The following is a 23,708-nucleotide window of genomic DNA, read 5'->3' on the forward strand; positions in this document are numbered from 1 at the left end:
CATGGCCGGCCTTCCTCATGGGCTCGCCCTCACTCGGCGAAGGCTTCCTCCTCGGAACCCCTGACCACCCGCACCACCCGGCTCGGCAGCGCCAGGTCGATACCGCGGTCGCGCAGGCACAGGCGCACCTGCTCGTTGAGCATGAAGGTCACCGCGCCGAAATCGGCATTGGCGGTCCACAGGCGCAGCGACAGGGTCACCGAGTTCTCGCCCAGGGCCGAGACCACCACCACCGGCGCGGGGGTCTTGAGCACGCGCGGGTCCTGGGCCAGCTCCAGGAGAATGCCGCGGGCGGCGTCCAGGTCGGCGTCGAAGGCCAGCTTGATGTCGAAGATCACCTGGCGCGTGGCCTGGCTCGAGACGTTGGTGATGATGCCGTTGGACAGCGCGCCGTTGGGCATGATGACCGTGCGGTTGTCACCGGTGCGCAGCACGGTGTGGAAGATCTGGATGCTGTCCACGGTGCCGGCGACGCCCTGCGCCTCGATGGCATCGCCGACCTTGAACGGGCGGAACAGCAGGATCAGCACCCCACCGGCGAAGTTCGACAGGCTGCCCTGCAGGGCCAGGCCGATGGCCAGGCCGGCGGCGCCGATGGCGGCGACGAAGCTGGTGGTCTGGATGCCGATCATCGAGGCCACGCTGACCACCAGGAGGATCTTCAGCACGATGTTGACCAGGCTGCCGATGAAGCCCTGGAGGGTCTTGTCCACCCGCTGGCTGGCCAGCAGCCCGCCCACCCGGCGGGTCAGCAGGTTGATCAGCCACCAGCCGATCAGCAGGGTGATCAGCGCCAACACGGCGTTGCCCAGGTAACTCAGCACCAGCGGCGTCCAGGCCTCAGCGCTCCGTACTATCTGGTCGTAGTTCATGTCCATGGAATGGGGCCCCCTTGGTTTCGATCCGTAGAAATGCGATCGCCATGGCGAACCATGGCGATCGGTGTTCGCCGAGCGGCACTCTAATTGCGACGCCGCCCGGTCGACGAGGTTCCGCTCAATCGCGGAAGTTGTTGAACTGCAGCGGCATGCCCAGGGATTCGCTGCGCAGCAGGGCGATCACTTCCTGCAGGTCGTCGCGCTTCTTGCCGGTGACGCGCACCTGCTCGCCCTGGATGGCGGCCTGGACCTTCATCTTGCGGTCCTTGATCAGGCCGACGATCTTCTTCGCCAGGTCCTTGTCGATGCCCTCGCGGAAGTCCACTTCCTGCTTGACCACCTTGCCCGAGGGGTAGGCGTCCTTGAGCTCCATGCACTGGATGTCGATCTTGCGCTTGATCAGGTTGCTGCGCAGGATGTCGAGCATCTGCTCCAGCATGAAATCGGCCTCGGCGGTCAGGGTAACCGACTTGTCCTTGGGCTCGAAGCTGCACTTGCCCTTGAGGTCGAAACGGCGATCGAGCTCCTTGCCGGCGTTGTCCAGGGCGTTGGTCAGTTCGTGCTTGTCCAGTTCGGACACCACGTCGAACGAAGGCATGTCATCTCTCCAGATGGACGGCGCGACCCGGTTCACAGTCGGGCATGCGCCTGGCTTGACGGTAAAAATGCGCGCTCATTATAACTGAGCCACAAGCGCGCGCCCGGCCAAGAACCGGCGAACTCCCCCCCGCCTCCTCCGAGTCCCCTGCCCCATGCCAACCAACCATCTGAGCATCCTGGTGGTCGACGACGCGAAATTCTCCAGCGCCATGATCGGCCGGGCACTGAGCCAGGCCGGCTACCAGAACGTGCGCTTCGCCAGCAGCGCCAGCGAAGCCCTGCAACTGCTGGAACGGGAACCGGTGAGCGTGCTCCTGGCCGACTGGCTGATGCCGGAGATGGACGGCCTGGAGCTCACCGCGCGGGTACGCCAGCTGGACGAGAGCGGCGACCACTACACCTACATCATGCTGCTCACCGGCAAGGAGGGCGACAACGCCCTGGCCGAAGCCTTCGACCGCGGCGTGGACGACTTCGTCAGCAAGGCGGCGATGAGCGAACAGCTGGTGCCACGGGTGCTGGCCGCCGACCGCCTGTGCAACACCCTGCAGCGCCTGCTGGTGGAAAACCGCCTGCTCACCGAGAACATCAACCGCCTGGAGGAACGCAACCTGGTGGACGCCGCCACCGGCCTGGGCAACCTGCGCTACCTGCGGCAGAAGCTCGCCGACAGCATCCGCCAGGTGGAGTCCCGCGGCGGCGCGGTGTGCTACCTGCTGATCGGCATCCCCGCCCTGCTGGAGCAGGACGGCCAGCACTTCCCCGGCTTCCACCAGGAGCTGCTGCACGGCATCGGCCGGCGCCTGCAGCAACTGGTGCGGCCGCTGGACGTGCTGGCGCGCATCGACGAGCAGCACTTCGGCCTCATCACCCTGATCGACGACCTCCAGGAATGCTCGCCGAGCAGCTTCCGCCGCCTGCACGAGGGCCTCAACCTCAAGGCCTTCAAGACCAGCCGCGGCTTCGTCACCCTCAAGGCCGGCATCGGCCTGGTGGGGCTGGACGCCAAGTCCCTGCCGCTGCAGGCCGAGGCCGTGCTGGAACAGGCCCGCCAGCTGCTGCCCGACGCCTACGCCAGCGGACGGATCAACGCCAGCCGGCTGCCCGGGGTGCGCTAGACTTCGCAGTACGCCCATCGACCCGCGAAGCCCCACCATGAACTGGACCATCCTCGGCGCCGGCAGCCTCGGCAGCCTCTGGGCCGCCCGCCTGGCCCGTGCCGGCCTTCCCGTGCAGCTGCTGCTGCGTGACCGCCAGCGCCTGGCGGCGTACCGCGCCCGCGGTGGCGTCAGCCTGTGCGAGGACGGCCGCGAGAGCCTCTACCCGATCCCGGCGGAAACCGCCGGCCAGCTGAACGCCCCGATCCAGCGCCTGCTCCTGGCCAGCAAGGCCTACGACGCCGAGGAGGCCGCCGCCAGCGTGGCCGCGCACCTGGCCCCCGGCGCCGAGATCATCCTCCTGCAGAACGGCCTGGGCAGCCAGCAGGCGGTGGCCGCGCACCTGCCGCGGGCACGTTGCCTGTACGCCTCCAGCACCGAAGGGGCGTTCCGCGACGGCGACTTCCGCGTGGTCTTCGCCGGCCGCGGGCAGACCTGGCTCGGCGACGAGCGCGGCGGCCCGGCGCCAGCCTGGCTGGCCGAGCTGGCCAGTGCCGGGATTCCCGCGCAATGGAGCGACGACATCCTCGAACGGCTGTGGCGCAAGCTGGCGCTGAACTGCGCGATCAACCCGCTGACCGTGCTCCACCACTGCCGCAACGGCGAGCTGGCCGGCCATGCCGAGCAGGTCGCCGGCCTGTGCGACGAACTCGGCCAGTTGCTCCATGCCTGCGGCTACGACGCCGCGGCGCGGGAGCTGCAGGGCGAAGTGGAACGGGTGATCGCCGCCACCGCGGCCAACTACTCCTCCATGTACCAGGACGTGGCCAGCGGCCGCCGCACCGAGGTCGCCTACCTGCTCGGCCATGCCTGCGCCGAAGGCCGCCGCCGCGGCCTGCCGCTGCCCGGGCTGAACGCCCTGCACCAGCGCCTGCGCGACGCGCTGCGCCAACGCGGATTGCCCGAGGCCTGAACGGCGGGCTAACCTGCCCGCCTCGCCTTCGATCGCCGAGCCCCTATGCCGTCCTTCATCAACCTGCGTCAGCGCCTGGAAAACCTGCCGGTCGGCCAGAAGATCCTCGCCGCCCTGCTGGTGCTGCTGGCCACCGTGTTGCTGGCGGCCAACCTGGCGTTCATCAGCGCAGCCTACTGGATCTCCCAGGACAGCGTGGCGCCCCAGGCCCTGCAGACCATCGGCCGGCTGATCGCCAACCCGGCGCTCAGCTACCCGGCGCTGAGTTCCCCGGAGCAGGCCGACACCCTGCTGCACCAGCTCGACGACTACCAGCCGCTGCGCGCCGCGGCGCTCTACGACGCCAACGGCACGCGCATCGCCCAGTCGCCCCGGGAAGGCTCGCTGCCCAGGCACCTGGAAGACCTGGAGCGCTGGCGCGCCCGCGAATACCGCCTCAACGCCCTGTTCGAGCTGCCGCAACCCGGCGGGCGCAACGGCTACCTGCTGCTGGTGGCCAGCAGCGAGCTGCCCGGCGCCTTCTATACCGGCACCCTGACCGCCAGCCTGGCGATCCTGGCGGTGAGCGTGCTGCTGTGGATGCTCATCGCCCGGCAGATCCGCCGCCTGATCACCCGGCCGATCCGCAGCCTGGAGGAACTGTCGCGCCAGGTCACCCGCGAGGAGAACTACTCGCTGCGCGCCGAACGTGGCAACGCCGACGAGATCGGCCGCCTGTCCGACGCCTTCAACACCATGCTGACCCGCATCGAGGCCCGCGAGCAGCAGCTCAAGCGCGCCCGCGACGACGCCCAGGACGCCATGGCCCAGGCCCAGGACCTGGCCGAGGAAACCCGCCGCTCGAACCGCAAGCTGGAGCTGGAAGTCCAGGTGCGCAGCAAGATCGAGAAAAAGCTCACCGGCTTCCAGCACTACCTCAACAGCATCATCGACTCCATGCCCTCGGCCCTGATCGCGGTGGACGAGCAGCTCTACGTCACCCAGTGGAACCAGGAGGCCAGCCGGCTCTCCGGCACCAGCCTGGACGACGCGGTGAACCAGCCGGTGTTCCTCGCCTTCCCCTCGCTCAAGCCCTTCCTGCTGCAGCTCACCCGCGCCGCCGAGCAGCACAAGGTGGAGCGCGTCGAGCGCGTCACCTGGGCCTTGATCGACTCGCCGCGGCACTATGCCCTGACCTTCTACCCGCTGATGGGCGGCACCGGCCGCGGCGCGGTGATCCGCATCGACGACATCACCGAGCGCCTGGGCATGGAGGAGCTGATGGTGCAGTCGGAGAAGATGCTCTCGGTGGGCGGCCTGGCCGCCGGCATGGCCCACGAGATCAACAACCCGCTGGGGGCCATCCTGCACAACGTGCAGAACATCCGCCGGCGGCTGTCGCCGGAGCTGCCGAAGAACCTGGAGGTAGCCGCCGAGGTGGGCATCGCCCTGGACGACCTCAACCACTACCTGGAGGCGCGGGAGATTCCCAGGCTGATGGACGGCATCCAGTACGCCGGCTCGCGCGCGGCCAAGATCGTCACCCACATGCTCGCCTTCAGCCGCCGCAGCCACCGGCAGATGGCGCCCTGCGAGCTGCCATCGCTGATCGAGCAGGCGGTGGAGATCGCCGGCAACGACTTCGACCTGGCCGGCGGCTTCGACTTCAAGTCGCTGGAAATCGTCCACGAGTTCGACCCGCGCCTGGGCCCGGTGCCGGTGATCGCCAACGAGTTCGAGCAGGTGCTGCTCAACCTGCTGAAGAACGCCGCCCAGGCCATCCACCTGCGCGACGACGAGGAGGAAGGCGAACAGGGCCGGATCATCCTGCGCACCCGGCTGAACCCGCCGTGGGCGGAGGTACAGGTGCAGGACAACGGCTGCGGCATGCCGGAGACGGTGCGCAAGCGCATCTTCGAGCCCTTCTTCACCACCAAGGAAGTGGGCCAGGGCACCGGCCTGGGCCTGTCGGTGTCCTATTTCATCATCACCAACAACCACAAGGGGCAGATGGAAGTGCAGTCGGAACTCGGCCAGGGCACCTGCTTCACCCTGCGCCTGCCGCTGGGCGACGAGCCCGTGGCGCCGGTGGCGCTGCCGCCCCCGCAGAACAAGGAGCTCTGAGGCATGGGCTACCGCCTGTCGAAGATCTATACCCGCACCGGCGACGCCGGCGAAACCGGCCTGGCCGATGGTAGCCGGGTGCCCAAGCACCACCCGCGCATCGAGGCCATCGGTTGCGTGGACGAACTGAACAGCCAGTTGGGACTGCTGCTGGCCGACCTGCAGGAAGCCCGCAGCGCCGCGCTGGACCAGCTGCTGACGGTGCTGGCGCCGGTGCAGCACCGCCTGTTCGACCTCGGTGGCGAACTGGCGATGCCGGAATACCGGGCCCTGGACGACCACGAGGTGGCCCGCCTGGAGCAGGCCATCGATGCCTGGAACGAGGAACTGGAACCGCTGAAGGACTTCATCCTCCCCGGCGGCTCCCGCCTGGTGGCGCAGATCCACGTGTGCCGCGCCCTCGCGCGCAAGGCCGAGCGCCGCTGCCAGCAGCTCAACGCAGAGGAGCCGCTGCAGGGCGCGGGGCTGCGCTACCTGAACCGGCTGTCGGACCTGCTGTTCGTCGCCGCGCGCATCGCTGCCAAGCGCCAGGGCGTGGCCGAGGTGTTGTGGAAGGCGGCGGAAAAACCCGCCTGAACCCTCCCGGCCCACCGTAGGGCGCATAACGCCTATGGCGTTATCCGCCATCGCCGCCGGGCACCGAGGCTCCGGCCGGCGGCGGATAACCGCGAACGGTTATTCGCCCTACGCTCCTGAAACACCATGCCTCCTGCAATGGGAATGGCGTGGGAGCGGTTGTAGGAGCAGGCCCTGCCCGCGATTCGCGCGCAGGGCGCGCTCCTACAGTGGGAATGGCGTAGGGGCGGTTGTAGGAGCGGATTTCAGCCGATACGTCCGGCTATCGCGGACGGAGTCCGCTCCTACAGGTCGTACGGCCTACGCTTCGCTCTTCGGCCAGAACGCGCGGATGCCGGCCACGCCCTGGGCGCCTGCCTGCCAGGCGCGCTCCAGGTCCTGCGGGCCCAGGCCGCCGAGGAGGAACACCGGCTGGTTGAAGCCTTCCACCAGTTGCTGCGCCGCATCCCAGCCCAGTGCCGGCTCGCCCGGATGGCTCTGGGTCGGCTGCACCGGCGACAGGGTGACGAAGTCCACGCCCATGGCGCTGGCCAGGGTCAGCTCCTCGGCGCCGTGGCAGGATGCCGCGAGCAGGCGGTCGTCGGGGAATGGGCGGCCGTTGGGGGCGTACTTGCGCAGTTGCTCGGCGGTCAGGTGCCAGCCCGCGGAGGGGAAGTCGCCCAGCCATTCCAGCGGGCCCTTGAGCATCAGCTGCGCCTTGCCGGCGCACAGCCCCACGGCGTCCACCGCCATGTCGCGGTATTCCGGGCTGTACATGTTCGGCGCGCGCAGCTGGATCAGGCGCACGCCACCGGCCACGGCGGCGCGGATGCCCTGCAGGACTTCCTGCGGCTCCAGGCCGTCGGGGGTGATCAGGTAGCGCTCGGGCAGGCGCGCGGCGTGCACGATGGGCCGGTTGGCGGCGGGGAACTCGTAGTCGGGCAGCTCCCGCGGGGCCACCCAGGCCAGCGGCTGGCCCTCGGCGCCGTGGGGCTCGCCGGAGAACCCCGAGACCTCCCAGACGTCCAGCAGCACCTGCTTGTCCGGGTAGTCGTGGGCCACGCGGATCAGCGGCCGGGCGCGCTCGACGCGGATGCCCAACTCCTCTTCCAGCTCGCGGGCCAGCGCCGCCTGCACCGGCTCGCCCTCCTCCACCTTGCCGCCGGGGAACTCCCAGAGGCCGCCCTGGTGCTTGTCGTCCGGGCGCCGGGCGATCAGCACGCGGCCATCGGCGCCACGGATCACGGCGGCGGCGACATGTACTCGTTTCACTGCATAACTCCTCGTCGGTTGCCGGCGCTCAGGGGCGCTCGGCCAGCGCGGCCTGCAGCCAGGGCTGGAAGGCCGCCCACTGGTAGATGGTGTCCACGTAGGCCTTGGCCAGCGGCGGCAGCTCCACGGCGTAGCTGCGCAGGCGCGTGGCCACCGGCGCGTAGAAGGCGTCGGCGATGCTGGCGTGGCCGAACAGGAAAGGCCCGTCCTGGCCGAAACCCTGGCGGCACAGGGTCCACAGCTCGATGACGCGGGCGATGTCGGTTTCCACTTCGGCCGGCACCTTGGCCAGCGGCTTGTGCCGCTGCAGGTCCATGGGCATGTGCGAGCGCAGGGCGGGGAAGCCGCTGTGCATCTCCGCGCAGATCGACCGCGCCAGCGCCCGGGCCGCCTCGCCGCGCGGCCACAGGTGCGCCTCGGGGAAGCGTTCGGCCAGGTACTCGGCGATCGCCAGGGAGTCCCAGATCACCCCGTCCTCGCACTCGAGCACCGGCACCTTGCCGGTGGGCGAGTGCTCGCGGATGCGCCGCGAGGTGTCGACGCCACCCAGCGGAATCAGCACCTCTTCGAATTCCGCACCGGTCAGTTGCATGGCCAGCCAGCCACGCAACGACCAGGACGACAGATTCTTGCTGCCAATGACCAGTTTCATCGCTCGTTCCTCGCGCCGGCTACAGGCTACAGGCTACAGGCTACAGGCTACAGGCTACAGGCTACAGGCTACAGGCTACAGGCTACAGGCTACAGGCGAAGAGCATAGCGGGCTCGCTCCCAGGGGGCGGGCTTTTCGCTTTTGCCTGCAGCCTGCCGCCTGAAGCCTGCAGCCGCCTTCGATCAGGTCCGATATTCCGCGTTGATCTTCACGTACTCGTGGGACAGGTCGGTGGTCCAGATGGTCTCGCTGCAGTCGCCGCGGCCCAGTTCGATGCGGATGGTGATCTCTTCCTGGGCCATCACCCGCGCGCCCTGGTCCTCGGTGTAGCTGGCGGCGCGGCAGCCGCGGCTGGCGATGCAGACTTCGTCGAGGAACACGTCGATCTTGCTGACGTCCAGGTTCGGCACGCTGGCGTAGCCGACCGCGGCGAGGATGCGGCCCCAGTTCGGGTCGGAGGCGAACAGCGCGGTCTTGATCAGCGGCGAGTGGGCCACGGCGTAGCCGACGTCCAGGCACTCCTGGTGGGTGCCGCCGCCGTTGACCTGCACGGTGACGAACTTGGTGGCGCCTTCGCCGTCGCGGACGATGGCCTGGGCCAGCTCCATGGACACCTCGATCACCGCCTGCTTCAGGGCGCCGAACAGCGCGCCGCTGGCCTGGGTGATCTCCGGCAGCGCGGCCTGGCCGGTGGCGACCAGGGTGCAGCTGTCGTTGGTGGAGGTGTCGCCGTCGATGGTGATGCGGTTGAACGACTTGTTCGCCGCGTCGCGCAGCAGGTCCTGCAGCACGCCCTGGGCGACCTTGGCGTCGGTGGCGATGTAGCCGAGCATGGTGGCCATGTTCGGCTTGATCATGCCGGCGCCCTTGCTGATGCCGGTGACGGTGACGGTCACGCCGTCATGCTCGAACTGGCGGCTGGCCCCCTTGGGCAGGGTGTCGGTGGTCATGATGCCGGCGGCGGCCTCGGCCCAGTTGTCCGGGCCCAGGGCGGCCAGGGCGGCTGGCAGCGCGGCCTCGATCTTGGCCACCGGCAGCGGCTCGCCGATCACCCCGGTGGAGAACGGCAGCACCTGGCTTTCGTCCACCCCGGCCAGCTCGGCCAGCCTGGCGCACACCGCCGAGGCGTTGGCCAGGCCCGGCTCGCCGGTGCCGGCGTTGGCGTTGCCGGTGTTGGTCACCAGGTAGCGCACCGGCCCGAGGAAGCGCTTCTTGCACAGCAGCACGGGCGCGGCGCAGAAGGCGTTGGTGGTGAACACCCCGGCTACGGTGGAGCCTTCGGCGCAGCGCATCACCACGACGTCCTTGCGACCGGGGCGCTTGATGCCGGCGGAAGCGATGCCCAGTTCGAAGCCGGGGACCGGATGCAGGGTGGAGATGGGGCCGAGACCGACAGCCATGGATGTGCTCCTTACGAAAAAGGGTGGATCGAATGTGAAAAACGCCGCGAGCGGCAGGGCCGGTCGCGGCGTCGTGTGGTCAGGTCAGGCGGATCAGTTCACCTGGCCATGGCAATGCTTGTACTTCTTGCCGGAACCGCAGGGGCACAGCTCGTTGCGGCCGATCTTCGGCTCGGCGCGCACCGGCTCCAGCGGCACGACCTGGGCCGGGCCCTGCTCGCCCTCTTCGCCTTCCTCGGCATCGGGGGCCTGGTCGATGGACGGCGCCTCGGCGTGCTGGAACTGCATGCGCTTGGCCATTTCCTCGGCCTCGCGGCGCAGGCGCGCCTCTTCCTCGGCCGGGTCCTCGCGGCGGACCTGGACGAAGGACAGCACGCGGATGGTGTCGCGCTTGATGGAATCCAGCAGTTCCTGGAACAGGTTGAAGGACTCGCGCTTGTACTCCTGCTTCGGGTTCTTCTGCGCGTAGCCGCGCAGGTGGATGCCGTGGCGCAGGTGGTCCATGGTGGACAGGTGGTCCTTCCACAGGTCGTCCAGCACGCGCAGCAGCATCTGCTTCTCGAAGGTGCGCAGCGCCTCGGCGCCGGCCAGCTCTTCCTTCTCGTTGTAGGCGGCGACCAGCTCGGCGAGGATCTTCTCGCGCAGGGTCTCCTCATAGAGTTTCTCGTCGTCGTCCAGCCACTGCTGGACCGGCAGCTTCAGGCCGAAGTCGCTGTACAGCGAGGCTTCCAGGCCGGAGATGTCCCACTGCTCGGGCAGCGACTGCGGCGGGATGTGCTGGCTGATGGTGTTGTTCAGCACTTCCTCGCGGAACTCGGCGATGGTGTCGCCGATGTTCTCCGCGGCCAGCAGGCTGTTGCGCATGTGGTAGATCACCTTGCGCTGCTCGTTGGCCACGTCGTCGAACTCGAGCAGCTGCTTGCGGATGTCGAAGTTGCGGCCTTCGACCTTGCGCTGCGCCTTCTCGATGGCGTTGCTGACCATGCGGTGCTCGATGGCCTCGCCCGGCTGCATGCCCAGGGCCTTCATGAAGTTCTTCACCCGGTCGGAGGCGAAGATACGCATCAGGTTGTCTTCCAGCGACAGGTAGAAGCGGCTGGAACCCGGGTCACCCTGGCGGCCGGAACGGCCCCGCAGCTGGTTGTCGATACGGCGGGACTCGTGGCGCTCGGAGGCGATCACGTGCAGGCCGCCGGACTCGATCACCTGCTGGTGGCGCTTCTGCCACTCGGCCTTGATCTGGGCGATCTGCTCGTCGCTGGGGTTCTCCAGGCTGGCGATCTCGGCTTCCCAGTTGCCGCCCAGGAGGATGTCGGTACCACGGCCGGCCATGTTGGTGGCGATGGTCACCGAGCCCGGCGCACCGGCCTGCGCGATGATCTCGGCTTCCTTCTCGTGGTACTTGGCGTTGAGCACCTTGTGCTCGATGCCGGCCTGCTCCAGCAGCTTGGACACGTACTCGGAGGTCTCGATGGACGCGGTACCGACCAGGATCGGCCGGCCCAGGGCCTGGCTCTGCTGGATGTCGGTGATGATCGCGGCGTACTTCTCTTCCTGGGTCAGGTAGACCAGGTCGTTGAAGTCCTTGCGGGCGATCGGCCGGTGGGTCGGGATCACCACCACGTCCAGGCCGTAGATCTGGCGGAACTCGAAGGCCTCGGTGTCGGCGGTGCCGGTCATGCCGGACAGCTTGGTGTAGAGGCGGAAGTAGTTCTGGAAGGTGGTGGAGGCCAGGGTCTGGCTCTCGGCCTGGATCGGCAGGTTTTCCTTGGCCTCGATGGCCTGGTGCAGGCCCTCGGAGAGGCGGCGGCCGGGCATGGTGCGGCCGGTGTGCTCGTCGATCAGCAGGACCTGGTCGCCCTGGACGATGTACTCGACGTTGCGGTGGAACAGGGTGTGAGCGCGCAGCGCGGCGTAGACATGGGTCAGCAGGCTGAGGTTGTGCGCCGAGTAGAGGCTCTCGCCCTCGCCCAGCAGGCCGGCCTGGCTCAGCAGTTCCTCGACGTAGGCGTGGCCCTGCTCGTTGAGTTCGACCTGGCGGGTCTTCTCGTCGATGCTGTAGTGGCCCTGCTGGGTCACCTGGCCCTCGACTTCCTCGATGTGGCGCTTCAGGCGCGGGATCAGCTTGTTGATCTTGATGTACAGCTCGGAGCTGTCTTCGGCCTGGCCGGAGATGATCAGCGGGGTGCGCGCCTCGTCGATGAGGATGGAGTCCACTTCGTCGACCACGGCGAAGTTCAGCTCGCGCTGGAACTTGTCCTGCAGGCTGAAGGCCATGTTGTCGCGCAGGTAGTCGAAACCGAATTCGTTGTTGGTGCCGTAGGTGATGTCCGAGGCGTAGGCCGCGCGCTTCTCCTCCGGCGGCTGGAACGGCGTGACCACGCCGACCGACAGGCCGAGGAATTCGTACAGCGGACGCATCCAGTTGGCGTCGCGGCGGGCCAGGTAGTCGTTCACGGTGACCACGTGCACGCCCTTGCCGGACAGCGCGTTCAGGTACACCGCCAGGGTGCCCACCAGGGTCTTGCCCTCGCCGGTGCGCATCTCGGCGATCTTGCCTTCGTGCAGGCTCATGCCGCCGATCAGCTGGACGTCGAAGTGACGCATGCCCATCACCCGCTTGCCCGCCTCGCGGGCCACGGCGAAGGCTTCGGGAAGCAGGTCGTCGAGGCTTTCGCCTTTGGCCACGCGCGCCTTGAACTCTTCGGTCTTGGCCTTCAGTTGCTCATCGGAAAGCGCCACCATCTGTGGCTCGAGCGCATTGATGGCCTGGACCTGCTTGGCCATGCGCTTCACTTCACGCTCGTTCTTGCTTCCAAAGAGTTTTTTCAACAAAGGCGCAAACATATCGACTGGGTCATCCGAACTTGGGGAATGGAGGGCTGCCCGACTGGCTGGCCGCGGCTTGCATCGACGGCAAAGGGGGCATTCTACTCGGAAACGTGAACGAAAGAAGTGCCCAGGTCATGCTGGGGACTTTCCCAGCATGCACATTGCCTGGCCGGAACGCGGGGGCGGACTGGCAGCCCGCCTGCTTTATATTGTGTCGCACGGGGAAAGTTCAAGGCTCGGCTGCGACGGACGTCGGCGCGGCGGCCCGGGATGCCCCCATTCTGATACCATCGCCGCTCAACAACCCCGGAATTTTCGCCATGGCGTTCCGCCCGCTGCCGGCACAGGCCACCACCAAGCTGCTGCGCGAAGCCAAGCCGTTGCAGACGCTGTTCAACGAGGCCCAGCGCCTCGCCCAGTTGCAACAGTTGCTCGACAGCCAGCTGCAGCCAGCCGCGCGCCCGCACTGCCGGGTCGCCGCCTGGCGCGCCGGCAGCCTGCTGCTGGTGCTGACCGACGCGCACTGGGCCACGCGCCTGCGCTACCAGCAGAAACGCCTGCTGCGCCAGTTGCAGATGTTCGACGAGTTCGCCGGGCTGCAGCACATCCTGTTCAAGGTCCAGCCCCAGGTCGAACGCCAGGCGCCGGTGCGCACCCACCAGCTCTCCGTCGCCGCCGCCGAAGCCCTGCAGGAAGCCGCCGAAGGCATCAGCAACCCGCGCCTGAAGGCCGCCCTGGAACGCCTGGCCAGCCGCAGCCGCCCGCGCGAAGACTGACCCCCGCCCCTACCGCCGATCCGCCCGGGCCTTTCATCGGCCCCTGCCGATGAACTCGTGTGAATTTTCCTTCTCCAACCTCCAAGCGTCCTGCCCGCGTCATTTCGCGCACATAAAAAAAGGCCACCCGGAGGTGGCCTTCAATATGTACAGCTTGAAAGGAGGAAGGTTTCCTCAAACGGCCGCAGCGGGCCGCATGTAGGAAATCGGCGCGGTGCTCGCGTCTTCGAAGGTGACCACTTCCCAGGCCTCCTTGTCCGCGATGAGCGCGCGGAGCAGGCGGTTGTTCAGGGCATGGCCGGACTTGAAGCCGCGGAACTCGCCGATAAGGCTGTTACCAAGCAGGTACAGGTCACCGATGGCGTCCAGGATCTTGTGCTTGACGAACTCGTCCTCGTAACGAAGACCGTCTTCGTTGAGCACGCGATACTCGTCGACCACGATGGCGTTCTCCACGCTGCCACCGAGCGCCAGGTTCTGCGAACGCAGGTACTCGATGTCGCGCATGAACCCGAAGGTCCGCGCACGGCTGACTTCCTTGACGAAGGAAGTGCTGGAGAAGTCCACCGTCGCCTTCTGGGTGCGACCACGGAAGACCGGGTGATCGAAATCGATCTCGAAGCTCACCTTGAAGCCGTCGAAGGGAACGAAAGTGGCGCGCTTGTCGCCCTCTTCCACGGTCACTTCACGCTTGATGCGGATGAACTTCTTGGCCGCCTCCTGCTCCTGCAGGCCGGCGGATTGGATCAGGAATACGAAGGGCCCCGCGCTGCCGTCCATGATCGGCACTTCCGAGGCGGACAGCTCGACATAGGCGTTGTCGATGCCCAGGCCAGCCATGGCCGAGAGCAGATGCTCCACCGTATCCACTTTGACGTCACCCTTGACCAGGGTGGTCGACATGGTGGTCTCGCCGACGTTCGAGGCCCGAGCCGGGATTTCCACCACCGGGTCGAGGTCGGTACGGACGAACACGATACCGCTGTCCACCGGAGCCGGCTTCAGGGTGAGGTAGACCTTCTCCCCCGAGTGCAGACCGACGCCGGTGGCCCGGATGATGTTCTTCAAGGTGCGTTGTCTGATCATGGCTTTGGCCGCTTTCGCGCAAGTTGCGAACTGTTGTCAACAATGGGCGGCGATGATAGCAGAACCGCCCTTTGCTGAACACCAATCACGTTCATACTCCTGATAAATTGCCTCAATCGGCCTGGCGACGCAGGAATGCCGGGATATCCAGGTAGTCCAGGTCGTCCTGCGGGTTGAGCTTGGCCGCGGTGGCCGCGCTGCCGTGCGCCTGGTTGCGCATCACGGTCGGGCGGTCCAGGTCGCGGTAGTTCACCGACTGCTGCTCGCGCTGTACCGGAGCCTGGCTGCTGACCGCCTGGGTCTGCACGGTGTTGTCGACCACCTTGACCGGTTTTTCCAGGCGCGCGCCCAGGCCGGTGGCGACCACGGTGACGTGCAGTTCGTCGCGCATGTCCGGATCGATCACGGTGCCCACCTTGACGGTGGCGTGCTCGGAGGCGAACTGCTCGATGATGTTGCCCACGTCGGAGTACTCACCCAGGGACAGGTCGGGACCGGCGGTGATGTTCACCAGGATGCCGCGGGCGCCCTGCAGGTTGACGTCCTCCAGCAGCGGGTTGCGGATCGCCGCCTCGGTGGCCTCGCGGGCACGGTTCGGGCCGCTGGCGGCGCCGGTGCCCATCATGGCCATGCCCATCTCGCTCATCACGGTCTTCACGTCGGCGAAGTCGACGTTGATCATGCCCGGACGCTTGATGATATCGGAGATGCCACGCACGGCGCCGGCCAGCACGTCGTCGGCCTTGGCGAAGGCGGCCAGCAGGCTGGCGTCCTTGCCGAGGATGGTCAGCAGCTTCTCGTTGGGGATGGTGATCAGCGAGTCGACGCTTTCCGCCAGGGAGCGGATGCCCTCGTCGGCGATCTGCATGCGCTTGCGGCCCTCGAACGGGAACGGACGGGTGACCACCGCGACGGTCAGGATGCCCATTTCCTTGGCCACTTCGGCGATGATCGGCGCCGCACCGGTACCGGTGCCGCCACCCATGCCGGTGGTGATGAAGACCATGTCGGCGCCTTCCAGCACCTCGGCGATGCGCTCGCGATCCTCGATCGCGGCCTGGCGGCCGACTTCAGGGTTGGCGCCGGCGCCCAGGCCCTTGGTCACGCCCGGGCCGAGCTGCAGCACGGTGCGCGCCGCGATGTTCTTCAGCGCCTGGGCGTCGGTGTTGGCGCAGATGAACTCCACGCCGTCGACGTTGTTCTTGGCCATGTGGTTCACGGCGTTGCCGCCGCCACCACCGACACCGATGACTTTGATTACTGCCGTTTGTGGGACGTTATCGACGAGCTCGAACATTTTCCCTTCTCCTTCCTTTCTAGTTGTGTCGCCTACGTTTTACCGCGCCGGTAAATCAGAAATTGCCCTGGACCCAGCGTTTGAGCCGTTCCAGAACAGGTGTCTTGGGTTCATCGCTGAAGCCGCTGCCGCCGGACATGGAGACGCCGTCGGACTGCTTCTGCAGGCCATACATGAGCAGGCCCACGCCGGTGGAATAGATGGGGTTGCGCACGACGTCGGTCAGCCCCTTGACGCCCTGCGGTACGCCCAGGCGCACCGGCATGTGGAAGATCTCCTCGGCGAGCTCCACGGCGCCTTCCATCTTGGCGGTGCCACCGGTCAGGACGATCCCGGCCGGGATCAGGTCCTCGTAGCCGCTGCGCCGCAGTTCGGCCTGGACCAGAGTGAAAAGCTCGTCGTAACGCGGCTCCACGACCTCGGCCAGGGCCTGGCGCGACAGCTCCCGCGGCGGCCGGTCGCCGACGCTGGGCACCTTGATGGTTTCGCCCGCGCCGGCCAGCTTGGCCAGTGCGCAGGCGTAGCGGATCTTGATTTCCTCGGCGTACTGCGTGGGGGTGCGCAGGGCCATGGCGATGTCGTTGGTGACCTGGTCGCCGGCGATCGGGATCACCGCCGTATGGCGGATGGCGCCCTCGGTGAAGATGGCGATGTCGGTGGTGCCGCCGCCGATGTCCACCAGGCACACGCCCAGTTCCTTCTCGTCCTCGGTGATCACCGAGTAGGCCGAGGCCAGTTGCTCGAGGATGATGTCGTCGACTTCCAGGCCGCAGCGGCGCACGCACTTCTCGATGTTCTGCGCGGCGTTCACCGCGCAGGTCACCACGTGCACCTTGGCTTCCAGGCGCACGCCGGACATGCCCAGCGGCTCGCGCACGCCCTCCTGGTTGTCGATCACGTAGTCCTGGGCCAGGGTGTGCAGCACCCGCTGGTCGGCCGGGATGGCCACGGCCTGGGCGGCATCGAGCACGCGGTCGATGTCGGCCGGGCTGACCTCGCGGTCGCGGATGGCCACGATGCCGTGGGAATTCAGGCTGCGGATGTGGTTGCCGGCGATGCCGACGAAGGCCGAGTGGATCCGGCAGCCGGCCATCTGCTGCGCCTCGTCGATGGCGCGCTGGATGGACTGCACGGTGGACTCGATGTTCACCACCACGCCCTTCTTCAGGCCGCGCGACGGATGGGTGCCGATGCCGACGATCTCCAGCTTGCCATCGGCCGCGACCTCGCCCACCAGTGCCACCACCTTGGAGGTACCGATGTCCAGGCCGACCACCATCTTGCCGCTCTGCACGCTTGCCATGGTTATTGCTGTCTCCTCAAATCACTGCGCGGACGCGGCCTGGGCCACGTCCGTCTGCGGCAGCGGGTCGCGCCACGCCACGGCCAGGCCGTTGGGGTAGCGCATGTCGATGCGCGCAATCTTCGATATCTGTTCTTTCAGGGCCTTTTCGTAGATGGTCACGAAACGGCGGATCTGTTCGACCGTGTGGTCGCGGCCCAGGACGATCTGCACGCCCTGGGCGGTGTCCAGCGTCCAGGCGCCGCGCGAGCTCATCTCCAGGCTGGCGATGGTGAAGCCCAGGGGCCGCAGCAGCTGGCTGAGGATCTGGTACTGCTGCATCACCTTCTGCTGGGCGAACTGCGGGCCGGACAGGCGCGGCAGGTGCTCGTAGTGCGACACCTCGTGGGGCGCGAAGGCCTGGCCCTGGTTGTTCAGCAGCGCCTCGTCGCCCCAGCGGGCCACCGGCAGCTGTTCCTCCAGGTGGATCACCACCTGGTCCGGCCAGACGCGGCGCACCTCGGCGTGGGCGATCCAGGGCATCTGCTCCAGCTCCTGGCGCATGCCGGCCAGGTCGATGGTGAAGAAGCTGGCCGAGACGAACGGCGCGATGCGCTGCTGCACCGCCTGCTGGCTGATGTAGCTGAGGTCGCCTTCGACGCTGATCTTGGCGATCGGGCGGTCGGCGTAGGGCAGCACGTACTGCGCGCCCTGGTAGGCGCCGAAGCCCAGCACGGCCAGCAGCACCGGCCACATCAGGATGCGCAGGAAGCCGAAGCTGGGCCTGGGCAGGCGAGCGCTGATCGGCTCCTTCGCCACCAGGCGGCTGGCGCCGCGCGGCACCGGCTTGCGCGCGGGTGCGCGGCCGATACCGGGTTGCGAGTGGCGGAGCATCGCGCCGTTCATGGTCTTACCCCCTTGCCTCGACGCTGTCGGCGAGGATCGCCAGCACCAGTTGCTGGAAATCCAGGCCGGCCGCGCGCGCGGCCATGGGCACCAGGCTGTGGTCGGTCATGCCCGGTGCGGTGTTGACTTCGAGCAGCCAGAAACGCCCCTCGGCGTCCTGCATCACGTCGGTCCGCCCCCAGCCCTGGATGCCCAGCGCCTCGCAGGCGCGGGCGCACAGGTCCTGCAGCTCGCGCTCCTTCTCGGGGCTGAGGCCACAGGGGATGCGGTACTGGGTATCGCTGGCCAGGTACTTGGCGTCGTAGTCGTAGAAGCTGTGCGGGGTGCCCAGGCCGATGGCCGGCAGCACCTGGCCGCGCAGGGTGGCCACGGTGAACTCGGGGCCGCTGATCCACTGCTCGACCAGCACTTGCGAATCGTATTCGGCGGCGCTGCGCCAGGCCGCGATCAGCGCTTCCACGCCGTCCACCTTGGCCATGCCGATGCTGGAGCCTTCATGGGCCGGTTTGACGATCAGCGGGAAGCCCAGTTCCGTCGCGGCGCGGCGGCAGTCGTCCTCGCTGGCCAGCACGGCATAGGCCGGCGTCGGCAGGCCCAGGCTCAGCCACACGCGCTTGGTGCGCAGCTTGTCCATGGCCAGCGCCGAAGCCAGCACGCCGCTGCCGGTATAGGGAATCCCCGCCACTTCCAGCAGGCCCTGCATGCTGCCGTCCTCGCCGCCACGGCCGTGGAGGATGATGAAGGCGCGGTCGATCTTCTCGCTGACCAGGCGCGGCAGCAGGTCGTCGCCCACGTCGATGCCGAAGGCGTCCACGCCGGCGTCCCGCAGGGCCGCCAGGACCATGCCGCCGGATTTCAGCGACACTTCGCGCTCGGCGCTCTTGCCGCCGTAGAGCACGGCGACGCGGCCGAAGGCGCGGGGGTCGAGGGTGGATTTGAGTGCGTCGCTCATCACGCCGCCCCCGTGGCTTTGCCACCGAACACCGGGTTCTTGATCAGCGCCGGGGCCAGGCCACCGATGTCGCCGGCACCCTGGCAGAGCAGGATGTCGCCGGCGCGCAGCAGCGGCTTGAGCAGCGCGGCGAGGTCGCCGTCACGCTCCAGGTAGATGGGGTCGAGCTGGCCGCGCTGGCGGATGCTGTGGCACAGCTGGCGGCTGTCGGCGCCGGGGATCGGCTCCTCGCCGGCCGGGTAGACCTCCATCAGCAGCAGCACGTTGGCCTCGCCGAGCACCTGCACGAAGTCCTCGTAGAGGTCGCGGGTACGGGTATAGCGGTGCGGCTGGTAGACCATCACCAGGCGCCGCTCCGGCCAGCCGCCGCGCACGGCCTTGATCACCGCGGCGACTTCGCGCGGGTGGTGGCCGTAGTCGTCGACCAGCATCACGCTGCCGCCGTCGACCTGCAGCTCGCCATACACCTGGAAGCGCCGGCCCACGCCCTGGAAGCCGGACAGGCCCTGGACGATGGCTTCGTCGGCAATGCCTTCGTCGGTGGCGATGACGATGGTCGCCAGGGAGTTCAGCACGTTGTGCAGGCCGGGCATGTTCACCGAGACGTCCAGCGGCTCGCGCTCCGGGCGCAGCACGGTGAAGTAGGTGCGCATGCCTTCCTGGCGGATGTTGATGGCGCGCACGTCGGCGTCTTCGCTCAGGCCGTAGGTGACGGTCGGGCGCGCCACCTGCGGGAGGATCTCGCGGACCACCGGATCGTCCACGCACATCACCGCCAGCCCGTAGAACGGCAGGTTGTGCAGGAAGTCGACGAAGGTCTTCTTCAGCTTGTTGAAGTCGCCGCCGTAGGTGGCCATGTGGTCGGCGTCGATATTGGTGACCACCGCGACCATCGGCTGCAGGTGCAGGAAGCTGGCGTCGCTCTCGTCGGCCTCGGCCACCAGGTAGCGGCTGGTGCCCAGCTGCGCATTGGTGCCGGCGGCGTTCAGGCGGCCGCCGATGACGAAGGTCGGGTCCAGGTGGCCCGCGGCGAACACCGAGGCGATCAGGCTGGTGGTGGTGGTCTTGCCGTGGGTGCCGGCCACTGCGATGCCGTGGCGGTAGCGCATCAGCTCGGCGAGCATCTCCGCGCGCGGCACCACCGGCACGCGGCGCTCCAGGGCGGCGGCGACTTCCGGGTTGGCCTTGTTCACCGCGCTGGAAACCACCAGCACGTCGGCGCCGTCGGCATTCTCCGCGCGGTGGCCGATGAAGACCTGGGCACCGAACTTCTCCAGGCGCTCGGTGACCGCCGAAGCCTTGAGATCGGAACCGGAGACCTCGTAGCCGAGGTTCAGCAGCACTTCGGCGATGCCGCACATGCCGGCGCCGCCGATGCCGACGAAGTGGATGCGGCGGATGCGCCGCATGGTACGGGTGCCGCTGGGTTCGTTAACCACGGGCCACCTCCAGGCAAGCGTCGACCACCGTGCGGGTAGCCTCGGGCATGGCCAGGCGCCGGGCGCTGGCGGCCATCTGCTTCAGGGATTCGGGATGCATCAATACCTCGGACAGCTGCGCGGCCAGGTCGGCGGCGCCGGTAGACTTTTGCGGCAGCAGGCGGGCGGCGCCCTCCCGTACCAGGAATTCGGCATTGCGCGTCTGGTGGTCGTCGATCGCGTGGGGCAACGGCACCAGGAAGGACGGCAGGCCGGCGGCGGTCAGCTCGCTGACGGTCAGGGCGCCGGCACGGCAGATCACCAGGTCGGCCCAGGCGTAGGCCGCGGCCATGTCGCCGATGAACGGAGCGACGTCGGCTTGGACACCGGCCTGGGCGTAACGCTCCGCGGTGACCTCGGCATGCTGACGACCGGCCTGGTGGCGAATGGCCGGGCGCTGCTCGGCGGGGATCAGCCTCAGCGCCTCGGGCAGCAGCTTGTTCAGCGGCTCGGCGCCCAGGCTGCCGCCCAGCACCAGCAGGTTGACCTTGCGGCCGGCCAGCTCGGCGCGGGCGTCGGCGTCGAGGAACAGCTCGGCGCGCACCGGGTTGCCGGTGGTCAGGCGCTTGGCGCTGGCCGGGAAGGTGTCCGGGAAGGCCTCGCAGACGCGCCTGGCCAGCGGCGCCAGGCCACGGTTGGCGGTGCCGGCGACGGCGTTCTGTTCGTGGATCACCAGGGGCGCGCCGCTCAGCTTCGCCGCCACGCCGCCAGGGCCGGTGACGTAGCCGCCCAGGCCGAGCACGCAGACCGGCTTGAGCTTGCGAACCACGCCCAGGGCCTGGAACAGCGACTTGAGCAGGTCGAAGGGCGCGCGCAGCAGCGCCAGGCGGCCCTTGCCACGCAGGCCGCTGACGTTGATCAGGTGCAGCGGCAGACCGGCCTTGGGCACCAGGTCGTTCTCGATACCACGCGGCGTGCCGAGCCAGTGCACGGCGTAGCCGCGGGCCTGGAACTCGCGGGCGCAGGCCAGGGCCGGGAACACGTGGCCGCCGGTGCCGCCGGCCATGATGAGGACGTTACCTTTCATCGGCGAAGTCCTCCTCGGTGAATTCGTACTCTTCGCTGCCCACCGCCGTGCGCCGCTCCCATTCGATGCGCAGCAGCATGCCCAGGCAGGCGCAGCAGATGACCAGCGACGAACCGCCGTAGCTGAGGAACGGCAGGGTCAGGCCCTTGGTCGGCAGCAGGCCGACGTTCACGCCCACGTTGATGAGGAACTGGCCGATCCACAGGAAGGCCAGGCCGTAGGCCACGTAGGCGGAGAAATACTGCTTGGCCTGCTCGGCCCAGATGCCGATGTAGAGCGCGCGCAGGCCGACGAAGACGAACAGGCCGACGGTGGCCAGGGCGCCGACGATGCCCAGCTCCTCGGCCAGCACGGCGAACACGAAGTCGGTGTGCGCCTCGGGCAGGTAGAACTGCTTCTGGATGCTGTTGCCCAGGCCCATGCCCAGCCAGCCGCCGCGGCCGAAGGCGATCAGCGCCTGGCTGAGCTGGTAGCCGGCGCCGAACTGGTCGGCCCAGGGGTCGCTGAAGTTGGTCAGGCGCGCCATCCGGTAGGGCTGGGTCCAGATCAGCAGGGCCACCGCGCCCACCGCCAGGGCCACCATCAGGCCGAAGCGGAACAGGCCGACGCCGCCGAGGAACAGCATGGCCGCCGCGGCGCCCATCATCACCACGGTGGCGCCGAAATCCGGCTCGCGCAGCAGCAGGCCGGCGAACGGCAGCAGCACGGCGAAGGGCTTGAAGAAGCCGATCCAGCTCTCGCGCACCTCGTGCTGGCGACGCACCAGGTAACCGGCCATGAACACCACCACGAAGACCTTGGCGATCTCCGAGGGCTGGATGTTGAACAGGCCGAAGCCGATCCAGCGCATGGAGCCGTTGACCTCGCGGCCGAGGCCGGGGGTGATCACCGCCACCAGCAGCAGGAAGGCCACGCCCAGCAACTTCCAGCTGTGGCGCTGCCAGGTCTCCATCGGCGTCAGCATGGTCACGCCGCAGGCGACGAAGCCGATGGCCAGGTAGATCAGGTGGCGCACCGAGAAGTACAGCGGGTTACCCGACTGCGCCGCCGCCACTTCCGAGGACGCCGAGGTCACCATCACCAGGCCCAGGCCGAGCAGCGCCAGGCAACCGGCGAGCAGCGGGAAGTCCAGGTCGATGCCGTTGCGGCTGATCAGCGGGGACGGGTATGGGCGCAGGAAGGAGAACATCAGGCGATCTCCTCCACGGCCTTGGCGAACAGGCGGCCACGCTCTTCGAAGTTCCTGAACATGTCCAGGCTGGCGCAGGCCGGCGACAGCAGCACGGCGTCGCCCGCCTTGGCGAGCTCGGCGGCCTTGCGCACGGCTTCGTCCAGCGTCTGCACGCGCACTTTCGGCGTCTGGTCGCTCAGCACGGCGCCAACCAGCTCGGCGTCGCGGCCGAGCAGCACCACGGCGCGGCAGAACTTCGCCACCGGCTCGCGCAGGGCGCTGAAGTCCGCGCCCTTGCCGTCGCCGCCGGCGATCAGCACCAGCTTGCCGTCGATATCGGCGCCCAGGCCCTCGATAGCGGCCAGCGCGGCGCCGACGTTGGTGGCCTTGGAGTCGTCGTAGAAGCTCACCCCGGCGCGCTCGCCGACCCACTGGCAACGGTGGGCCAGGCCGGCGAAGCGGCGCAGGGTCTGCAGCATGGGCTCGAACGGCAGGCCCACGGCATGGCCCAGGGCCAGGGCGGCCAGGGCATTGGACTGGTTGTGGGCGCCGCGGATCTTCAGCTCGCGCACCGGCATCAGCGCCTCGAACTGGAAGGCCAGGCACTTCTCGCCGCCCTCTTCCACCAGGCCGAAGGCCTTGAAGTCGGGCTTGTTGGTGCCGAAGGTCCAGCACGGCACGGTGTCAGCGACCAGCGGACGACTGAGGGCATCGGCGCGGTTCACCACGACCTGGCGGGCGCCGCGGAAGATGCGGTGCTTGGCCAGGTGGTAATCGGCCATGCCGTCGTAGCGGTCCATGTGATCTTCGCTGACGTTCAGGCAAGTGGCGACCTCGGCGTTCAGCCGCTCGCAGGTCTCCAGCTGGAAGCTCGACAGCTCCAGCACGTACAGCTCGACGTCATCGGCCAGCAGGTCCAGGGCCGGGGTGCCCAGGTTGCCGCCCACCGCCACGCGCTTGCCGGCGGCCGCGGCCATCTCGCCGACCAGGGTGGTCACGGTGCTCTTGGCGTTGGAACCGGTGATGGCGACGATCGGCGCCTTGGCATGGCGGGCGAACAGGTCGATGTCGCCGGACAGGCGCACGCCACGGGCGGCGGCCTCGACCAGCGCCGGCGTGCGCAGCGACAGACCGGGGCTGACGTACAGCTCGCGGGCGCGGCAGAGGAACTCGGCGTCCAGCTCGCCGCAACGCACGTCCACCTGCGGGTACTGGGCGCGCAGGGTGGCCAGCTCCGGCGGATTCTCGCGGGTGTCGGCCACGGCGAAAGGCACGCCCTGGCGCGCCAGGAAGCGCACCAGCGACATGCCGCTCTTGCCGAGGCCGACAACGATGCGGAAATTGTCCGAAGCGATCAGGCTCATGCTGCTT

20 protein-coding genes are annotated in these 23,708 nt (G+C 68.1%); 5 read left to right on the forward strand and 15 right to left on the reverse strand.

Annotated elements, in window-relative coordinates; translation table 11 throughout:
• Nucleotides 1–29: 29 nt before the first annotated feature.
• Together DK254_RS02610 and DK254_RS02615 are read right to left on the reverse strand one after the other, a co-directional pair.
• Complete coding sequence (locus tag DK254_RS02610; RefSeq protein ID WP_109932008.1) at nt 30–878, reverse strand: mechanosensitive ion channel family protein; 849 nt, start codon at nt 876–878, stop codon at nt 30–32.
• 118 nt (nt 879–996) lie between these two features.
• Nucleotides 997–1,476, reverse strand: a complete 480-nt coding sequence (locus tag DK254_RS02615; protein WP_089390669.1) for a YajQ family cyclic di-GMP-binding protein — start codon at nt 1,474–1,476, stop codon at nt 997–999.
• 154 nt (nt 1,477–1,630) lie between these two features.
• On the opposite strand from DK254_RS02615, the gene DK254_RS02620 reads away from it, so the two are divergent.
• Genes DK254_RS02620 through DK254_RS02635 form a run of 4 tightly spaced genes read left to right on the forward strand, consistent with a single transcriptional unit; the run spans nt 1,631 to nt 6,227 of the window.
• Nucleotides 1,631–2,596, forward strand: coding sequence for a response regulator (locus tag DK254_RS02620; protein ID WP_109932010.1), 966 nt, complete (start codon nt 1,631–1,633; stop codon nt 2,594–2,596).
• A 37-nt stretch (nt 2,597–2,633) separates the two neighbouring features.
• A complete protein-coding gene (locus DK254_RS02625; RefSeq protein WP_109932012.1) occupies nt 2,634–3,548 on the forward strand; it encodes a putative 2-dehydropantoate 2-reductase in 915 nt (304 codons plus the stop codon).
• 57 nt (nt 3,549–3,605) lie between these two features.
• Nucleotides 3,606–5,651 (forward strand): ATP-binding protein, encoded by a 2,046-nt coding sequence (locus DK254_RS02630; RefSeq protein WP_109932939.1) that lies wholly within the window; start codon nt 3,606–3,608, stop codon nt 5,649–5,651.
• A 3-nt stretch (nt 5,652–5,654) separates the two neighbouring features.
• Nucleotides 5,655–6,227 carry a cob(I)yrinic acid a,c-diamide adenosyltransferase gene (locus DK254_RS02635; RefSeq protein ID WP_109932014.1) on the forward strand — a complete coding sequence of 191 codons (573 nt, stop codon included), beginning with the start codon at nt 5,655–5,657 and terminating at the stop codon, nt 6,225–6,227.
• Nucleotides 6,228–6,527: 300 nt separating this feature from the next.
• On the opposite strand, the gene DK254_RS02640 is transcribed toward DK254_RS02635, so the two are convergent.
• The 4 genes from DK254_RS02640 to secA all read right to left on the reverse strand — a co-directional run bounded on the left by DK254_RS02640 (nt 6,528) and on the right by secA (nt 12,377).
• Nucleotides 6,528–7,478: a Nudix family hydrolase gene (locus DK254_RS02640; RefSeq protein WP_109932016.1), complete on the reverse strand. Its 951-nt coding sequence runs from the start codon at nt 7,476–7,478 to the stop codon at nt 6,528–6,530.
• A 28-nt stretch (nt 7,479–7,506) separates the two neighbouring features.
• Complete coding sequence (locus DK254_RS02645; RefSeq protein WP_109932018.1) at nt 7,507–8,130, reverse strand: glutathione S-transferase family protein; 624 nt, start codon at nt 8,128–8,130, stop codon at nt 7,507–7,509.
• Between the two features lie 182 nt (nt 8,131–8,312).
• Nucleotides 8,313–9,530, reverse strand: a complete 1,218-nt coding sequence (gene argJ, locus DK254_RS02650; protein WP_109932020.1) for a bifunctional glutamate N-acetyltransferase/amino-acid acetyltransferase ArgJ — start codon at nt 9,528–9,530, stop codon at nt 8,313–8,315.
• A 93-nt stretch (nt 9,531–9,623) separates the two neighbouring features.
• Nucleotides 9,624–12,377 (reverse strand): preprotein translocase subunit SecA, encoded by a 2,754-nt coding sequence (secA, locus tag DK254_RS02655; protein ID WP_109932022.1) that lies wholly within the window; start codon nt 12,375–12,377, stop codon nt 9,624–9,626.
• A gap of 305 nt (nt 12,378–12,682) precedes the next feature.
• On the opposite strand from secA, the gene DK254_RS02660 reads away from it, so the two are divergent.
• Nucleotides 12,683–13,138, forward strand: coding sequence for a DciA family protein (locus DK254_RS02660; RefSeq protein WP_109932024.1), 456 nt, complete (start codon nt 12,683–12,685; stop codon nt 13,136–13,138).
• A gap of 174 nt (nt 13,139–13,312) precedes the next feature.
• Here the strand turns inward: DK254_RS02660 and lpxC are convergent, their stop codons facing one another.
• From lpxC to murD, 9 genes are all read right to left on the reverse strand, one after another.
• A complete protein-coding gene (gene lpxC / locus DK254_RS02665; RefSeq protein ID WP_009617927.1) occupies nt 13,313–14,224 on the reverse strand; it encodes a UDP-3-O-acyl-N-acetylglucosamine deacetylase in 912 nt (303 codons plus the stop codon).
• 112 nt (nt 14,225–14,336) lie between these two features.
• Nucleotides 14,337–15,521, reverse strand: a complete 1,185-nt coding sequence (ftsZ, locus tag DK254_RS02670) for a cell division protein FtsZ (protein ID WP_009617925.1) — start codon at nt 15,519–15,521, stop codon at nt 14,337–14,339.
• 55 nt (nt 15,522–15,576) lie between these two features.
• Entirely contained in the window at nt 15,577–16,824 is a 1,248-nt protein-coding gene (ftsA, locus tag DK254_RS02675) for a cell division protein FtsA (RefSeq protein WP_089390660.1), read from the reverse strand.
• Between the two features lie 21 nt (nt 16,825–16,845).
• Nucleotides 16,846–17,709, reverse strand: coding sequence for a cell division protein FtsQ/DivIB (locus DK254_RS02680; RefSeq protein WP_109932026.1), 864 nt, complete (start codon nt 17,707–17,709; stop codon nt 16,846–16,848).
• A gap of 4 nt (nt 17,710–17,713) precedes the next feature.
• The gene (locus DK254_RS02685) at nt 17,714–18,661 is read right to left on the reverse strand and encodes a D-alanine--D-alanine ligase (protein ID WP_109932941.1); all 948 of its coding nucleotides are present in this window, start codon (nt 18,659–18,661) and stop codon (nt 17,714–17,716) included.
• A complete protein-coding gene (gene murC / locus DK254_RS02690) occupies nt 18,661–20,100 on the reverse strand; it encodes a UDP-N-acetylmuramate--L-alanine ligase (RefSeq protein ID WP_109932028.1) in 1,440 nt (479 codons plus the stop codon). The genes DK254_RS02685 and murC overlap by 1 nt, the downstream gene beginning before the upstream one ends.
• Nucleotides 20,093–21,166, reverse strand: a complete 1,074-nt coding sequence (gene murG, locus DK254_RS02695) for an undecaprenyldiphospho-muramoylpentapeptide beta-N-acetylglucosaminyltransferase (protein ID WP_109932030.1) — start codon at nt 21,164–21,166, stop codon at nt 20,093–20,095. Before murG ends, murC begins: the two co-directional genes overlap by 8 nt.
• On the reverse strand, nt 21,156–22,355 hold the full coding sequence (ftsW, locus tag DK254_RS02700) for a putative lipid II flippase FtsW (RefSeq protein ID WP_109932032.1): 1,200 nt from the start codon (nt 22,353–22,355) through the stop codon (nt 21,156–21,158). Before ftsW ends, murG begins: the two co-directional genes overlap by 11 nt.
• Nucleotides 22,355–23,701 carry a UDP-N-acetylmuramoyl-L-alanine--D-glutamate ligase gene (gene murD / locus DK254_RS02705; protein WP_109932034.1) on the reverse strand — a complete coding sequence of 449 codons (1,347 nt, stop codon included), beginning with the start codon at nt 23,699–23,701 and terminating at the stop codon, nt 22,355–22,357. Before murD ends, ftsW begins: the two co-directional genes overlap by 1 nt.
• Nucleotides 23,702–23,708 lie beyond the last annotated feature (7 nt).

Origin of the sequence: Pseudomonas sp. RW407, assembly GCF_003176655.1 — a bacterium.
In the GTDB taxonomy this organism is placed as follows: Bacteria; Pseudomonadota; Gammaproteobacteria; order Pseudomonadales; family Pseudomonadaceae; genus Pseudomonas; species Pseudomonas delhiensis.

What these genes read in the sequence shown, in the direction of transcription:
- DK254_RS02645 (WP_109932018.1), bottom strand. Translation starts at nt 8,130, where the DNA reads ATGAAACTGGTCATTGGCAGCAAGAATCTGTCGTCCTGGTCGTTGCGT.
- ftsZ (WP_009617925.1), bottom strand. Translation starts at nt 15,521, where the DNA reads ATGTTCGAGCTCGTCGATAACGTCCCACAAACGGCAGTAATCAAAGTC.
- argJ (WP_109932020.1), bottom strand. Translation starts at nt 9,530, where the DNA reads ATGGCTGTCGGTCTCGGCCCCATCTCCACCCTGCATCCGGTCCCCGGC.
- DK254_RS02680 (WP_109932026.1), bottom strand. Translation starts at nt 17,709, where the DNA reads ATGAACGGCGCGATGCTCCGCCACTCGCAACCCGGTATCGGCCGCGCA.
- secA (WP_109932022.1), bottom strand. Translation starts at nt 12,377, where the DNA reads ATGTTTGCGCCTTTGTTGAAAAAACTCTTTGGAAGCAAGAACGAGCGT.
- DK254_RS02635 (WP_109932014.1), top strand. Translation starts at nt 5,655, where the DNA reads ATGGGCTACCGCCTGTCGAAGATCTATACCCGCACCGGCGACGCCGGC.
- DK254_RS02625 (WP_109932012.1), top strand. Translation starts at nt 2,634, where the DNA reads ATGAACTGGACCATCCTCGGCGCCGGCAGCCTCGGCAGCCTCTGGGCC.
- DK254_RS02615 (WP_089390669.1), bottom strand. Translation starts at nt 1,476, where the DNA reads ATGCCTTCGTTCGACGTGGTGTCCGAACTGGACAAGCACGAACTGACC.
- murG (WP_109932030.1), bottom strand. Translation starts at nt 21,166, where the DNA reads ATGAAAGGTAACGTCCTCATCATGGCCGGCGGCACCGGCGGCCACGTG.
- ftsA (WP_089390660.1), bottom strand. Translation starts at nt 16,824, where the DNA reads ATGGCAAGCGTGCAGAGCGGCAAGATGGTGGTCGGCCTGGACATCGGT.
- murD (WP_109932034.1), bottom strand. Translation starts at nt 23,701, where the DNA reads ATGAGCCTGATCGCTTCGGACAATTTCCGCATCGTTGTCGGCCTCGGC.
- DK254_RS02610 (WP_109932008.1), bottom strand. Translation starts at nt 878, where the DNA reads ATGGACATGAACTACGACCAGATAGTACGGAGCGCTGAGGCCTGGACG.
- DK254_RS02660 (WP_109932024.1), top strand. Translation starts at nt 12,683, where the DNA reads ATGGCGTTCCGCCCGCTGCCGGCACAGGCCACCACCAAGCTGCTGCGC.
- DK254_RS02620 (WP_109932010.1), top strand. Translation starts at nt 1,631, where the DNA reads ATGCCAACCAACCATCTGAGCATCCTGGTGGTCGACGACGCGAAATTC.
- lpxC (WP_009617927.1), bottom strand. Translation starts at nt 14,224, where the DNA reads ATGATCAGACAACGCACCTTGAAGAACATCATCCGGGCCACCGGCGTC.
- DK254_RS02685 (WP_109932941.1), bottom strand. Translation starts at nt 18,661, where the DNA reads ATGAGCGACGCACTCAAATCCACCCTCGACCCCCGCGCCTTCGGCCGC.
- ftsW (WP_109932032.1), bottom strand. Translation starts at nt 22,355, where the DNA reads ATGTTCTCCTTCCTGCGCCCATACCCGTCCCCGCTGATCAGCCGCAAC.